Raw genomic sequence first — 14,929 nt, 5'->3', positions numbered from 1 at the left:
CTCCTTTATCTCACAAGTTTTGTACTTTTGAAAACTTTACAAAATCACAATTATGTCACAACAAAAACGCCTTTTCCTTCTTGATGCCTATGCTTTGATCTTTCGAGGTTATTATGCTTTTATAAAAAACCCAAGAATCAATTCTAAAGGAATGGACACATCAGCCATTATGGGATTCATGAATTCCTTAATGGATGTAATTAAACGAGAAAAACCAGACCATTTAGCCGTTGCCTTTGATAATGGTGGAAGTCAATTGAGAAACGAAATTTTTCCAGAATACAAAGCCCATCGTGACGCCACTCCCGAAGCCATTAAGATTGCCATTCCTTATATCCAAGATTTGCTAAAAGCTATGCATATTCCGATTATAGAAGTAAAAGGATATGAAGCCGATGACTTAATTGGTACTATTGCGAAACAAGCAGAAAAACAAAACTACAAAGTCTTTATGGTTACACCGGATAAGGATTTTGCACAACTAGTATCTGAAAACATATTCATGTACAAACCTGCCCGAATGGGTAATGGAATTGAAATTTGGGGAATTCCTGAGGTTTTGGCAAAATTTGAAATCGAAAGACCAGATCAGGTGATTGACTTCTTGGGGATGATGGGTGATACTGCCGATAATATTCCAGGTCTTCCTGGCGTAGGTGAAGTAACCGCCAAGAAACTTTTGAAAGAATTTGGCACCATGGAAAATCTTTTGGCTAATACAGACAAGCTGAAAGGAAAAATGAAAGAAAATATTGAAGCCAACAAGGAAAAAGGATTATTATCCAAAACTTTGGCAACAATATTACTGGATTGTCCCGTTATTTTTGACGAAACAGACTATGAATTATCAACTCCCGATGTTGAAAAAACAGATGCGCTATTCAATGAATTAGAATTTAGAAGAATGGCGGAACAATTTGATGCTATATTCAAAAAAGGCGCAACTCCAACCAACAACAACAATCCAGTTGACGAAAACAAACTATACAAAAAACCACAACCAAAAAATGAGGAACAATTTGATCTTTTTGGAAGTGGCATTCAAGATGACTCATCAGAAGAAACTCGTCATCACTACTACAATTCATTAGAAAATACGGAACATTCCTATCAAATAATACAAGGTGATTTAGGACTCCGCTTGTTACTTCAAAATTTACAAAACCAATCTTCGGTGTGTTTTGATACTGAAACAACTGGCTTGGATGCTTTGCATGCAGAGCTAGTTGGAATATCTTTCTCTTATGAAAAGGGAAAAGGATTCTATGTTCCATTTCCTGAAAATCAAGAGGAATCAAAAACTTTAATCGAAAAATTCATTCCTTTCTTTGAAAATGAAAACATTGAGAAAATAGGTCAAAATTTGAAATACGATTTAAAAATACTTTCTAATTATAACATCACAGTAAAGGGAAAATTATTCGACACCATGATTGCCCATTATCTGATCAATCCGGATATGCGTCATAATATGGATATTTTGGCAGAAACATATTTAAAATATTCGCCTCAATCCATTGAAACTTTAATTGGAAAAAAAGGAAAAAACCAAAAATCAATGCGTGACGTTGCATTGGAAGAAATAAAAGAATATGCCGTTGAAGATGCTGACGTAACCTTGCAACTTAAAGAAATATTTACATCGGAATTAGACAAAACAGGAACCAAAAAACTTTTTGAAGAAATCGAAATCCCATTGGTAAAAGTCTTGGCTGACATGGAAAAAGAGGGGATTCGTGTTGATGTAGATTTCTTGAAATCGCTTTCAAAAACATTAGACGATGATATCAAAATATTAGAAGCAAACATTTTTGAAACTGCTGGAGAGAAATTCAACCTGGCTTCCCCAAAACAGTTGGGAGATATTTTATTCGATAAGTTAAAAATTGGAGGAGCTAAACAAAAGAAAACCAAAACCGGTCAATATGCTACTGGAGAGGAAATTTTAAGTTATTTAGCCGCCGAAAACCCAATAGTAAAAGACATTCTGGATTGGCGACAACTAGTTAAACTACAAAACACATATGTAGAAGCTTTGCCAAACCAAGTTGATAAAATCACAAACCGAATTCACACGGATTATATGCAAACCGTTGCGGCAACGGGACGATTGAGTTCTAATAATCCTAACTTGCAAAACATCCCGATTCGTACGGAACGTGGCCGACAAATCCGTAAAGCATTCGTGGCCCGAGATGAAAATTACACCTTGGTTTCTGCGGATTATTCCCAAATAGAATTGCGTGTAATTGCGGCATTGAGCGGTGAAGAAAACATGATTAAGGCATTCCAAAATCACGAAGACATTCACAAATCTACTGCTTCAAAAGTATTTAATGTTCCGCTCGAAGAAGTGACTCGTGAACAACGAAGTCATGCCAAAACGGTGAATTTTGGAATTATATACGGTGTTTCGGCTTTTGGATTGAGCAATCAAACTAGCTTATCCCGCAAAGAAAGCGCTGATTTAATTGATGCGTATTACCAAACGTATCCCAGATTGAAATCCTACATTCAAGAACAAATTGATTTTGCAAGAGAGAACGGTTATGTGCAAACCATATTGGGACGTCGCCGTTATTTAAAAGATATTAATTCACAAAACGCCATTGTTCGTGGTGGTGCAGAACGAAATGCGGTAAACGCACCGATACAAGGAAGTGCTGCCGATATCATCAAAATTGCAATGATTAACATTCATGAAAAACTAACGTCTGAAAACTGGAAAAGTAAAATGTTGTTGCAGGTTCATGATGAATTGGTTTTCGATGTTCACAATTCGGAACTCGAAAAAATCCAACCAATGATAAAACACGAAATGGAACATGCTTTCAAGTTAGAAGTTCCCTTAGATGTTGATTTAGGGTTAGGAAAAGATTGGCTGGAAGCGCACTAAAATTATCTTTCTTTATACTCATAAAAAAATCTCTAATCGTTTTAAATGATTAGAGATTTTTTTATGAGTATAAATATGAGTCACTACAATTTTGTTGTTGACTCTCTTTCCTTCAACACCGTCTTAATCACCACGGTTTCATAAGGCAGATTCTCTTCTTTTGATTCTAATCTATCAATCAGTAATTTAGCGGCTACTTCTCCTATTTCTATTCCGTGTTGACTTACCGTAGTTAAACTTGGAGACAATCTGCGGGAAGCAAGAATTCCATCAGCAAAACCAATAATAGAAATATCTTCTGGCACTTTATATCCTTTTTTAAGCGCAATACGCAAAGCCGCTACGGAGTCATTTTCTTCAAGAGCGAAGATTCCGTCTATTTTATTCTCAAATACTTTTTCTATTTTATCCTTTAAATCATCTTCCGACTCCGTTCTTAAAATTATATCGTTGTTTACAGTGATATTATTATTTTCCAATGCTTTCAAATATCCATCGGCTCTTAATTTGCCCACACTCAAATTATCAATAGAGGACAACAAAGCGATATTTTTGCATCCTAAATCAATTAAATGTTGGGTCGAATTTAACGCGGAGTCAAAATCATCGACAATTACCTTGTCACAATCTACGCCATCGGCAATTCGATCAAACATAACTATTGGAGTTCCATCATTAATGATGGCAGAAAAATGTTCGTAATCCTGATTTTTTTGTGCTTCTTCAGAAACCGAAACAATAAATCCATCGATAGTTCCATTGCTTAACATTTCCAGCGTATGGGCTTCTTTTTCTGATGATTCGTTAGAGATACACATAATAACGTTGTATCCTTTTTCATCAGCAATTTTTTCAATACCGCTAAATACTTTGGCAAAAAAAGAATTTAAAATATTTGGAATAATAACACCTATGGTTTTTGTCTTTCTATTTTTAAGGTTCAGACCAATTACATTGGGTTTGTAATTTTTAAGCTTCGCATATTCTTTAATTTTAACCTTCGTCTGCTCGCTAATCTCTGGGCTATCGTTCAAGGCTTTAGAAACTGTAGAAACAGAAACATTCAGTTCTTTAGCGATTTGTTTTAAAGTTGCTTTAGCTTTCATAAGAGATATATTTGACGTAATTTATATAATAAAAATAGTAACAATATAGGAATGATTAGAATATTAACTGTTTAAATGACAAAAATAGCCAATAAAATATAAAATTTCCTTCCAAAAATTAGAAATATACAATAAAATTAAATAAAAACAATAGCCTATCGTATTCCAGTCACGAAGAAGTGAGAAAGACAAATTCAATCTATACCTTAATATTTTAAATATACATTTGATTATCAGAGTAAAAACAAGAAAAAAATATTCATTTAAGGTATTTGTATTTAAAATAATTAATTGTACTTTTGCAACCCCTTTATTGGGGATGGAATGTTTAATTAAAAATATATTATGGACGCATTAAGCTACAAGACACAATCAGCAAGCAAAGCCACAGTTACTAAAGAGTGGATTGTTGTAGATGCTGATGGTCACAACTTAGGTCGTCTTGCTTCAAAAGTCGCTATGATTTTGAGAGGTAAGTACAAACCAAGTTACACACCACACGTGGACTGCGGTGATAACGTAATCGTTATCAACTCAGAAAAAATCAACCTTACAGGTAACAAAATGGATGAAAAAACATACATCCGTCACACTGGTTACCCAGGAGGTCAAAGAACTTTAACTGCTAAAGTATTGCAATCAAAAAACCCTGCATTATTAGTAGAGAAAGCTGTAAGAGGGATGTTACCTAAAAATAAATTAGGTGCTGAACTTTTTAGAAATTTAAATGTTGTTGTAGGATCTGAGCACAAACAAGGCGCTCAAAAACCTAAAACAGTTAACCTTAACGATCTTAAGTAATGGGAGTTATTCACAAAATCGGTAGAAGAAAAACCGCTGTTGCACGTGTTTATGTTTCAGAAGGAACAGGAGTAATCACTGTAAACAAAAAAGCATTCGAAACGTACTTCCCAACTGCAACTTTACAGTACAAAGTATTACAACCTATGTCTATGACAGAAAATGTAAGCAACTTTGACGTAAAAGTTAACGTTTACGGAGGTGGTTCAACTGGTCAAGCAGAAGCTGTAAGAATGGCATTGGCACGCGTTATGTGTGAAGTAAATGCTGAAAACAGAGCTATCTTGAAACCAGAAGGTTTATTAACAAGAGATCCAAGAATGGTTGAACGTAAGAAATTCGGTCAGAAGAAAGCTCGTAAGAGATTCCAATTCTCTAAACGTTAATATTACCTGTCTTGTTCAAATGGGACAAGACATCGTTCATTTATTATTGAATTTTAAAAAACAGTTGTTGTTGCTCTCCTACTGAGGTAGGAAATAGTTTAGCATCTAAATGCATAAAGCCGAGAAATCGCCATTTATTCATTGCTAATCAACAGAACGTAAACTAGAACAAAATGGCAAACAAAGTAGAAGTAAAAGAATTACTAGAAGCAGGTGTTCACTTCGGACACATGACTAGAAAATGGGATCCAAACATGGCTCCTTACATTTATATGGAGCGTAATGGCATTCACATTATCAATCTATATAAAACTGCAGCAAAAATTGAAGAAGCGAATGACGCTTTGAAAAAAATCGCTGCATCAGGTAGAAAAATATTATTCGTTGCTACCAAAAAACAAGCAAAAGACATCGTTGCTGAAAAAGCAAAAGCTGCAAACATGCCTTACATCACTGAAAGATGGCCTGGTGGAATGCTAACTAACTTCGTGACTATCCGTAAAGCTGTTAAAAAAATGGCTACTATTGATAAAATGAAGAAAGATGGTACATTCATGACTCTTTCTAAAAAAGAGCGTTTACAAGTAGATCGTCTTCGTGCTAAATTAGAGAAAAACTTAGGTTCAATCGCTGACATGTCAAGACTACCAGCTGCATTGTTCGTAGTTGATATCAAAGCGGAACACATCGCAATAAAAGAAGCTCAAAAATTAAACATTCCAGTTTTTGCAATGGTTGATACAAATTCTGATCCTCGTGAAGTAGAATATGTAATTCCTGCAAATGATGATGCTTCTAAATCAATTGATAAAATTTTATCTTTAGTTACAGCTGCAATTGTTGAAGGACTTTCTGATAGAGGTTCTGACAAAGAAGCTGATGCTACTGCTGAAGTTGTTGCTCCTGCTGCTGAAGCTGTAGAAGTAGCTCCTGCTGTAGAAGCTGCTGCTCCAACAGCTACTGAAGAGTAAATCTAAACAATTACGAATTATGAATCATGAATTATGTAAGTTTTGCGTAATTCATAATTTGTAATTCGTAATTTCTTTTAAAAGAATTTTCAATTTTAAAATAAAAAAATTATGGCAACAATTACTGCTGCAGATGTAAATAAATTAAGACAAACTACAGGTGCCGGAATGATGGACTGTAAAAAAGCTTTAGTTGAAGCTGATGGAGATTTCGATAAAGCTATACAAAACCTTAGAGAAAAAGGACAAAAAGTTGCTGCTAACCGTTCTGACCGTGAGTCTAGCGAAGGAGCTGCTGTTTCTTTTATCAATGCTGACAAAACTAAAGGAGCTATCATCACTTTAAATTGTGAAACAGATTTCGTAGGTAAAAATGAATCTTTCGTTTCTTTAGCTAAAGAATTAGTTGAAAAAGCGATTAACTTCTCTTCTAAAGAAGAATTTTTAGCGTCAGATTTCAACGGTATGACTGTTGCTGAGAAATTGATCGAGCAAACAGGTGTTATTGGAGAGAAAATCGAAATCGGTGGTTTTGAAATTTTAGAAGGTGCTTTTGTTGGATCTTATGTTCACGTTAACAAAATTGCTGCATTAACTGCTATTTCTGCTGCTGTAGCTAACGCAGAAGTTCTTACTAAAGATATCTCTATGCAAGTTGCATCAATGGGAGCTGATACATTATCTTACAAAGATTTTGACCCATCTTTCGTTGCTTCTGAACTTGCTGCTCGTATTGCTATAATCGAAAAAGAAAATGAAGAAGCAAAACGTTTAGGAAAAACGTTGAAAAATGTTCCTAAATATATTTCTTACTCTCAATTAACGGAAGAAGTTTTAAAACAAGCTGAAGAAGATGCTAAAGCGGAACTAAAAGCTGAAGGTAAACCAGAACAAATTTGGGACAAAATTATTCCTGGAAAAGTACTGCGTTTCATCTCTGACAACACTACTTTAGATCAAGAAAAAGCTTTATTGGATCAAAACTTCATCAAAGATGACAGTAAAAAAGTTGGTGACTATGTTAAAGAATTCAAAGTTGAAATTACAGGTTTCAAAAGAGCTGCTTTAGGATAAATTACTATTTGATTTCAGATCAACGATATTTGATTTCAATTTATATAATAACCCATTTCAAATCAATTTTGAAATGGGTTTTTTTGTGTACATTTATTTACTTTCACAAGCAAAAGATTTACTAAATTCTATTTAAATTATTAAATTTGGAGAAAGAATACTTCATGTTTAAAACCAAAAAAGAGCTCGTATTTGTTATTCTCGCAGGAATCTTTATTACTAATGCTGTCACGGCTGAATTAATAGGTGGAAAACTGATACAAATAGGTCCATTTGTAATAAGCATCGGGATTTTGCCTTGGCCCATCGTTTTCTTGACTACTGATTTAATCAATGAGTATTTTGGCGAAAAGGGTGTTAAAAAACTATCCTTGATTACAGCTGGATTGATAGCTTATGCTTTTATACTCTTGTTTTTAGCCATAAGTATTCCCGCCGCAAAAGGCATCAGCCCTGTGAATGATGAACAGTTCTTTGCCGTTTTTGGGCAAAGTATGTGGATTATTGTAGGGAGTATTATCGCTTTTCTAGTTTCGCAATTGATTGATGTGACTGTCTTTTGGTTTTTTAAAAATAAAACGGGAAACAACAAAATTTGGCTTAGAGCTACCGGTTCTACTGTTATTTCTCAATTATTCGATTCTTTTATTGTACTTGGAATCGCTTTTTGGTTGCCCGGGAAAATAAATTTCGACACGTTCCTTACTTCCGCATTGACGGGTTATACGTTTAAACTCGGTATCGCAATTCTCTTGACTCCGCTGATCTACTTAGGTCACTATTTAATAAAAAACTATTTAGCCTCTGAAAAACAATGATAATAGACGACAAACCTCGATGTGGCTGGTGTACTTCTAGCGCTTTATATAAAAAATACCATGATGAAGAATGGGGTGTTCCCGTGTATGATGATGCGACTTTATTTGAGTTTTTGCTTTTGGAAACGTTTCAGGCTGGACTAAGCTGGATTACTATTTTAAACAAAAGAGAAAATTTTAGAGCCGCCTTTGATCAATTTGACTACAAAAAAATCGCTGAATACACCGATGAAAAAATTCTCGATTTATTGCAAGATGCCGGTATTATTCGGAACAAACTCAAAGTGTATTCGGCCGTTACTAATGCACAAGCGTTTCTAAAAATCCAAGAGGAATTTGGTAGTTTTTCTAGCTATATTTGGAAATTTACTGATGGTAAACCCATACAAAACAACCGACAATCCTTGAAAGAAGTCCCTGCTACCACACCACTTTCTGATGCAATTAGTAAAGATTTAAAAAAACGTGGCTTTAAATTTGTAGGTTCTACAGTGGTTTATGCACACATGCAAGCCACTGGAATGGTAGACGATCACGTGACGAGTTGCTGGAAAAAACAGTAATTTGCCCCGGATGGCAGTGGAAAGCCCGGACTGAAAAGACTATTTTTTTCTAGGCAGAAAAGAGCGACCGGCAGGAAGCTCCTTTTATGACTTTAGAAAAAAAAGGTTTTGAAGGAGGACTTGAAACGTACAGCCGGATTAGGCTCTAATTATTTCCTTGAAGAATTTTCATAAAATCATCACGCTTTATTTCACGACAACCTAAACTTTCCAAATGCGGATTATAAACCTGACAATCCAGCAGTTTGTACTCTTCTTTTTTTAATTGGTTTACCAAGGCAATGAAAGCCACTTTAGAAGCATTTGATACTTTAGAAAACATACTTTCTCCACAAAAAACATGACCTAAATCGATGCCATACAAGCCACCTACTAAGGTGTCATTTTGCCAAACCTCAACTGATTTTGCTATGCCTAATTCGTGAAGGTTACAATAGGCATCAATCATTTCATTAGTAATCCAAGTGCCGTTTTGACCGTCACGTTTTATCTTTTGACAATTTGAAATTACTTCCCTGAAATTCTGATTGAATGTTACTTTGAAACTATCTCTATTCAGAATGTTTCGCATGCTTTTGGAAACGATTAATTCATCCAGAAATAAAACCATTCTTGGATTTGGTGACCACCATATAATGGGTTCTCCATCTTCAAACCAAGGAAAAATACCGCTTTTGTATGCTAGTTGTAATCGTTCTGGGGACAAATCGCCTCCTATGGCTAAAATTCCATCGCGATTGGCTTGGTCAATAGGAGGAAAAAATAAGGCTGAAGATAAATAATACATTTTTCAATTTCAAAAATCAATGGTAATGGAAATTTTAAAAATCAATTTAAAAAAAAACCAAATTCCAATATAAAGACAAGCTCAATTTGGAATTTGGAATATAAAAAATTTAGAATTTTATTTTAGAAAGGCAAATCGTCTGCCTCTTCTTCGTTTAAGTTTGTTGCTGGTGCAAAAGCTTCAGCAGCAGGCATTGGAGGCATTTGTGCAGCAGAAGGAGTTTCAACTTGTAACTTTCCTATTCTCCATCCTTGGATCGTATTGAAATAAACTGTTTCCCCTTGAGGATTTGTCCATTCTCTACCTCTTAAATTAATATCAATTTTTACAGGCTCTCCTACTTGAAAACCGTTCAATAAGTCACATTTGTCCTGAACAAACTGAACGAGAATATGTTGAGGATATTGCTCATCTGTTGTCACAACAACATCTCTTTTCTTGAAACCTCCAGATCCAACTTCTTTAGTTTGATCAATCATTTTAATTTTTCCTGTAACTTCCATCTTCTCTATTTTAATTGTTTTGCTCTATTTTTTTTTCTCTGCCAAAAGGACTTTCCATGCGGAGGAAACATCATTAGCATTTAGATATTTTTTCGCTTCTAAATACACTTTTTCGGCATCATCGGAACTTAAAACTCCTTTCACTGCGAAATTTTGCTGTACAAATATACTAACTTCTTCCATTGTAGGCAAGGCTTCTACATTCCCCAAAATACCTAAATCGTTTCCATCAAAAATAGGACTTTCTTTTATAAAATTTGGAATCGCATCTACCCCAATTCCTAACGTCGATAGGGGTTTTGGAACTTCAAAAAGTCCTTGATTGGACCTGGAATACCAATTGCCTCCTAATCTAGAAACTAAGTCAATTTTATGTTGATCAATCGCTCCGTTTTCGTCTAAAACAGATTCGTCAATATGAATTCTCAAAACTTCGCAAAGCACTAAATTTCCTGCTCCTCCTTCTGTTCCCAGTGGAATAATCTGAGTGACTTTGCATTCAAATTGTACTGGTGATTCCTTTACTCTAAACGGTTTTACAACCTCTGAAGCAATTGGCGTCAAGCCAGATTTTATAAACTCATCTACGCCATCAGCATATTCTGTACTAGCCAGAGAAATTTGCTGTACCATATCATAATTGACCACATTAATCACTACTTCCCGAGTCGCTTCGGCATTGATTAATGTATGCTTTATTGAATTGTCACGAACGCGTCTTGCTGGCGAAAATATCAAAACAGGCGGATTAGCACTGAACACATTAAAGAAACTAAAAGGCGACACATTAGGATTCCCCTTAGCGTCCATTGTACTAGCAAAAGCTATGGGTCTAGGCCCAACAGAACTTTGCAAATACCCTTGTAGTTTTGCAGTTTCGATACTTTTGGGATCAATTGTAATCATACGCTTTTAATTTAGTGCTGAAAGATACAAAAGTATACAAATGAATTAAGTTTAAAAAGCAGTAACTTGAAATTAGAATAAAATAAAGATTTGATTTTCTCAAAAAAAATCTTTATCTAAAACTAAAATACGAAAGCTTTTATTTCATTATATTTATACCTCTAAATCATATTTATGCAGTTTTCTGATAGAAGAAATACAACTCGTTGGGTTATTATTTTTGCATCGTTTTTAATCATTTCATTAATTCTCTGGAACACCTATACTTTTTTTCAAATCTTCAAAAATGAAGAACGATTGAAAATGAACCTTTGGGCAAAAGCTCAAAAAACACTTAACAATGCCGGTGAAAATACTGATGTGGAACTTCCACTTCAGATTTTCAGTAACAACACCTCAATTCCTATTATAGTTACTGAGAATAACCGCATCATAAACACCGTAAACATTGACGATGCTATTGTAAAAAATGACGACAAAGCCAAGAGTTTTTTATCCAAATTGAAAAACGAAAATGAACCAATAGTCATTGAATACGTTCCAGGAAAATTTCAAAATTTATATTATGGTAATTCCGCATTACTGAATAAACTGAAATATTATCCCGTTGCATTAGTGCTGATCATTGTGCTTTTTGGGGCGCTCGTTTATAATTTTTACAGAAGCACCAAAATGGCTACGCAAAACAAACTTTGGGCTGGTATGGCCAAAGAAACCGCACACCAAATAGGAACGCCACTTTCTTCATTGATTGGCTGGGTTGAACTCTTGAAATCTGAAAATGTGGATGAAAGCACCACATTTGAAATTGAAAAAGACATTGAGCGTTTGCAAACCATAACCGATCGTTTTTCTAAAATAGGATCGGAACCCAAATTAGAAAATAAAGACATCGTAGCAGAAACACTTCAGTCTTACGACTATTTGCAATCCCGATTTTCTAAACAAATTGAATTTTCGTTTAAAGCTCCAAAATCTCCTATTATGGTATCCCTCAATCCCACACTTCACAGCTGGACCATAGAAAACTTAGTGAAAAATGCTATCGATGCCATGAAAGGAAAAGGAAAATTAGCCCTAGAAATTGAGCAAGAAGGAGATGCTGTAAAAATTAACGTTTCCGATACGGGAAGCGGAATTCAAAAAAATCAATTCAAAAATATTTTTGAACCTGGTTTCACTACTAAAAAACGCGGATGGGGATTAGGTCTTTCATTGACCAAAAGAATCGTGGAAGAATACCACAAAGGAACGATTAAAGTACTGCATTCCGAAATTGGAAAAGGAACAACAATGCAAGTCAGTTTTAAAAAAAGTACTTTAGTTTAAAGGAACGCCAAACCAAGACACTTTAGAAAACATCGTTTTTCGGACTAATTTAGACTTACTCAAATAATTTTTCACAAACAATGAGTGTTCTTCGGCTTGTGCCAAAGCTGCTCCAATTGATGCTTTAATCGACGCTACATTAGATGCATTTTTATCACCAACTGGACCAACACTGTAAATATCGTTCTGACATTTGACTAGTTTTGCTCTTGGTGTTTCAATCATACTACTAATCTCATCATCTGAAAAAGTAGGCTTGAATTTATTGTTTCTGTAATAAATAAAGTCATTTAGCAAGACTACTGCCTGATTCATTTCATTCACAATAGCATTCAATTTTTCAATATTGGTATTTTGTCGCAGATAAGTCAATTGTTGCTTTTTCCCTTCATAGCGTTCGAGAATCATAGCATTTTTCAAACCGTTTTTAGCTATTCTTTCTGCAGAAACAAACAATTGATCTTCCTCTGACATGGCGTTGTAACTGGCGATTTCTTTTTCAAAATCGAAATATTTTTTTGCTTTGTTGATTTGGATTTGACCTTCGTAAAACTCACTATTGGTAATAGGATAATTCAAAAATTGCCATAAATAATCAAACGGAATATGCGAAGCGATTATAGCAGCTGGAGCCACCTTAAAATAACTGTTGTTTATTTTTTTAGAAAATTTCCCATTATTCACATAACCGGCACCCCAAGTTGGATCAAATACAAACCACTTTTTGTCAATTTTTACAGCGGTCCAAGCGTGCGCTAAGTTACTTATTCTCCCATTTTGCTTGGTGTATCCTTCGATTATGTAAGATTCTAATCCTATTTTTTGGGAAAGGGCATTAAAAACAACAGCATAATGAATACACACTCCTTTTTTAGTTTTTAACGTTTTTGCAATTTTTTCTGGAACTGTTTCATTGAAATTTACGTCATACATTCCAGGAATGTCATAGCTGATATTGGAAGCTGTCCAGTAGAAAACTGCCCTGATTTTATCTGATTCTGTTTTGAAATTTGCATTAATATATTTGGCAATCGCTTCAATTGAAGTTGTTGAATTAACTGGAATAGCAGCCATTTTAGCATCAATCAGAACATATCCAGGATTACCCTGTCCAAAACTCAGCATGGTGAAAAAGAAAAAAAGTACGATATAAATGTTTTTCATAGTATGCAATCTAGACTAAAAAAATTAAAAGGGAATAGGCTTACACCTATTCCCTTTCTAAACTAAAACTATACCAATTTATTTTATGTAGAAATTATAAATTGGATTTAATACGTTCTGCCAAAGCTTCAAATTCGTCTTTGGACAACGTTACTTTATTTTGAAAACGCATTTCATCCATTTCATTCAATGGAATCAAATGAACATGTGTATGAGGAACTTCTAATCCCACCACTGCCATTCCGATTCTTTTGCATGGAACCGTTTTTTCAAGAGCGACCGCTATTTTTTTAGAAAACTGCATTAGCCCGATATACAAATCATCATCCATCTCAAAAATCTTATTGATTTCTTGTTTTGGAATACAAAGTGTGTGTCCTTTTGCATTTGGATTTACATCCAAAAAAGCTAAGAAATTTTCGTCTTCTGCAACTTTATAACACGGGATTTCGCCGTTTATTATTTTAGTAAAAATACTTGACATTGTAAAATTGGTTAATTGTTTGAATCGATTAAATCTTTGATTCTTTAATCGCGTGAAATTTCTAAAATTTCAAATTTCAACACTCCATTAGGCACTGTGATTTCTGCCACTTCTCCTACTGATTTTCCTAGCAAACCTTTCCCAATAGGTGAGGTCACAGAGATTTTCCCAGTTTTAAGGTCGGCTTCACTTTCTGCAACCAATGTGTATTTCATTTCCATTCCGTTGGTTTGGTTTTTGATTTTTACATTAGACAACACCAAAACTTTAGACACATCTAGATGGGTTTCATCAATTAATCTGGCGTTTGAATGCACTTCTTCCAGTTTGGCAATACGCATTTCCAGCATTCCTTGTGCTTCTTTAGCAGCATCGTATTCAGCATTCTCAGAAAGATCTCCTTTATCTCTTGCTTCGGCTATATCTGCTGATGCTTTTGGACGCATTACGCTTTTTAAATAATCTAACTCTTCTCTTAACTTTTTCAACCCTTCTGCGGTGTAATACGATACTGTACTCATAACTTCCTCATTTATATAAATAGAAAAAATCCCATCAGGACGGGATTTCTTTCCACAAAGATACTATTATTTTTTTTTCGTCTATAAATATATGTTAATCATATATAATTCAAAGTTAAATAAATTAAATTTGTTTCACTAATACTTTGACACTATTTTAAAATGAAAAAATACCTGCTACTTTCCATTATAATTCCTTTCTTTTTTTCATGTAGTGATTCCGGTCTAAACAACAGTAATCCATTTATTCCTAACTACTCTTTTTCTATAGATCTCAATCTAAATTTGGCTACCTATTCAAATCTTAAATTTGCAAGTAATGCTGTTTACATTTCTGGAACTGGTGCACGAGGAGTTATTGTTTTTAATACCGGCAGCGGTTACAATGCTTTTGATGCAGCATGTCCCAATCAAGCTATAAGTTCTTGCTCTACTATGACTATTGATGGAATAAATGCCGTTTGCGGGTGTGACAACAAAGAATACAGCTTATTTACTGGACAAGGGTCTTTACAATACCCTTTGAAACAATACCGAGTTCAGGTAAATGGAAATATGCTTCGAGTTTATAATTAAACAAAAAAATCCTGACAGCGAACTATCAGGATTTTTTACTTTTT

16 protein-coding genes are annotated in these 14,929 nt (G+C 34.5%); 9 read left to right on the top strand and 7 right to left on the bottom strand.

Going from position 1 to position 14,929, the window contains the following annotated elements:
* Positions 1 to 52: 52 nt before the first annotated feature.
* On the top strand, positions 53 to 2,896 hold the full coding sequence (gene polA / locus V5J73_RS01670; RefSeq protein WP_338647169.1) for a DNA polymerase I: 2,844 nt from the start codon (positions 53 to 55) through the stop codon (positions 2,894 to 2,896).
* An 83-nt stretch (positions 2,897 to 2,979) separates the two neighbouring features.
* On the opposite strand, the gene V5J73_RS01665 is transcribed toward polA, so the two are convergent.
* Positions 2,980 to 4,002: a LacI family DNA-binding transcriptional regulator gene (locus V5J73_RS01665; RefSeq protein WP_338647166.1), complete on the bottom strand. Its 1,023-nt coding sequence runs from the start codon at positions 4,000 to 4,002 to the stop codon at positions 2,980 to 2,982.
* 345 nt (positions 4,003 to 4,347) lie between these two features.
* Between V5J73_RS01665 and rplM the strand changes: the two genes are divergently transcribed.
* The 6 genes from rplM to V5J73_RS01635 all read left to right on the top strand — a co-directional run bounded on the left by rplM (position 4,348) and on the right by V5J73_RS01635 (position 8,615).
* On the top strand, positions 4,348 to 4,803 hold the full coding sequence (rplM, locus tag V5J73_RS01660; protein WP_099714271.1) for a 50S ribosomal protein L13: 456 nt from the start codon (positions 4,348 to 4,350) through the stop codon (positions 4,801 to 4,803).
* A complete protein-coding gene (gene rpsI / locus V5J73_RS01655) occupies positions 4,803 to 5,189 on the top strand; it encodes a 30S ribosomal protein S9 (RefSeq protein WP_066080508.1) in 387 nt (128 codons plus the stop codon). Before rplM ends, rpsI begins: the two co-directional genes overlap by 1 nt.
* A gap of 173 nt (positions 5,190 to 5,362) precedes the next feature.
* Positions 5,363 to 6,160 carry a 30S ribosomal protein S2 gene (gene rpsB / locus V5J73_RS01650; RefSeq protein ID WP_338647164.1) on the top strand — a complete coding sequence of 266 codons (798 nt, stop codon included), beginning with the start codon at positions 5,363 to 5,365 and terminating at the stop codon, positions 6,158 to 6,160.
* A gap of 111 nt (positions 6,161 to 6,271) precedes the next feature.
* Positions 6,272 to 7,234, top strand: coding sequence for a translation elongation factor Ts (gene tsf, locus V5J73_RS01645; protein WP_338647163.1), 963 nt, complete (start codon positions 6,272 to 6,274; stop codon positions 7,232 to 7,234).
* 164 nt (positions 7,235 to 7,398) lie between these two features.
* Positions 7,399 to 8,052, top strand: a complete 654-nt coding sequence (locus tag V5J73_RS01640) for a queuosine precursor transporter (protein ID WP_338648642.1) — start codon at positions 7,399 to 7,401, stop codon at positions 8,050 to 8,052.
* The gene (locus V5J73_RS01635; protein ID WP_338647161.1) at positions 8,049 to 8,615 is read left to right on the top strand and encodes a DNA-3-methyladenine glycosylase I; all 567 of its coding nucleotides are present in this window, start codon (positions 8,049 to 8,051) and stop codon (positions 8,613 to 8,615) included. Before V5J73_RS01640 ends, V5J73_RS01635 begins: the two co-directional genes overlap by 4 nt.
* Before the next feature lie 145 nt (positions 8,616 to 8,760).
* On the opposite strand, the gene aat is transcribed toward V5J73_RS01635, so the two are convergent.
* From aat to V5J73_RS01620, 3 genes are all read right to left on the bottom strand, one after another.
* On the bottom strand, positions 8,761 to 9,402 hold the full coding sequence (aat, locus tag V5J73_RS01630) for a leucyl/phenylalanyl-tRNA--protein transferase (protein ID WP_338647159.1): 642 nt from the start codon (positions 9,400 to 9,402) through the stop codon (positions 8,761 to 8,763).
* Between the two features lie 122 nt (positions 9,403 to 9,524).
* The gene (locus V5J73_RS01625) at positions 9,525 to 9,905 is read right to left on the bottom strand and encodes a DUF3127 domain-containing protein (RefSeq protein ID WP_338647158.1); all 381 of its coding nucleotides are present in this window, start codon (positions 9,903 to 9,905) and stop codon (positions 9,525 to 9,527) included.
* Between the two features lie 24 nt (positions 9,906 to 9,929).
* Positions 9,930 to 10,811, bottom strand: a complete 882-nt coding sequence (locus tag V5J73_RS01620; protein WP_338647156.1) for a flavin reductase family protein — start codon at positions 10,809 to 10,811, stop codon at positions 9,930 to 9,932.
* A 174-nt stretch (positions 10,812 to 10,985) separates the two neighbouring features.
* On the opposite strand from V5J73_RS01620, the gene V5J73_RS01615 reads away from it, so the two are divergent.
* On the top strand, positions 10,986 to 12,140 hold the full coding sequence (locus V5J73_RS01615; protein ID WP_338647154.1) for a sensor histidine kinase: 1,155 nt from the start codon (positions 10,986 to 10,988) through the stop codon (positions 12,138 to 12,140).
* On the opposite strand, the gene V5J73_RS01610 is transcribed toward V5J73_RS01615, so the two are convergent.
* The 3 genes from V5J73_RS01610 to greA all read right to left on the bottom strand — a co-directional run bounded on the left by V5J73_RS01610 (position 12,132) and on the right by greA (position 14,309).
* On the bottom strand, positions 12,132 to 13,304 hold the full coding sequence (locus V5J73_RS01610) for a transglutaminase domain-containing protein (protein WP_338647153.1): 1,173 nt from the start codon (positions 13,302 to 13,304) through the stop codon (positions 12,132 to 12,134). The genes V5J73_RS01615 and V5J73_RS01610 overlap by 9 nt on opposite strands.
* 94 nt (positions 13,305 to 13,398) lie before the next feature.
* On the bottom strand, positions 13,399 to 13,788 hold the full coding sequence (locus V5J73_RS01605; protein ID WP_338647152.1) for an HIT family protein: 390 nt from the start codon (positions 13,786 to 13,788) through the stop codon (positions 13,399 to 13,401).
* A 44-nt stretch (positions 13,789 to 13,832) separates the two neighbouring features.
* Positions 13,833 to 14,309, bottom strand: coding sequence for a transcription elongation factor GreA (greA, locus tag V5J73_RS01600; RefSeq protein WP_091165910.1), 477 nt, complete (start codon positions 14,307 to 14,309; stop codon positions 13,833 to 13,835).
* A 162-nt stretch (positions 14,310 to 14,471) separates the two neighbouring features.
* Between greA and V5J73_RS01595 the strand changes: the two genes are divergently transcribed.
* On the top strand, positions 14,472 to 14,885 hold the full coding sequence (locus V5J73_RS01595; RefSeq protein WP_338647150.1) for a Rieske (2Fe-2S) protein: 414 nt from the start codon (positions 14,472 to 14,474) through the stop codon (positions 14,883 to 14,885).
* Positions 14,886 to 14,929: the final 44 nt, after the last annotated feature.

It is taken from the genome of Flavobacterium sp. KS-LB2 (assembly GCF_036895565.1).
Taxonomy (GTDB): Bacteria; Bacteroidota; Bacteroidia; order Flavobacteriales; family Flavobacteriaceae; genus Flavobacterium.
The sequence above is the reverse complement of the archived record's forward strand: the minus strand, read 5'-3'. Positions and strand labels throughout refer to the sequence as shown.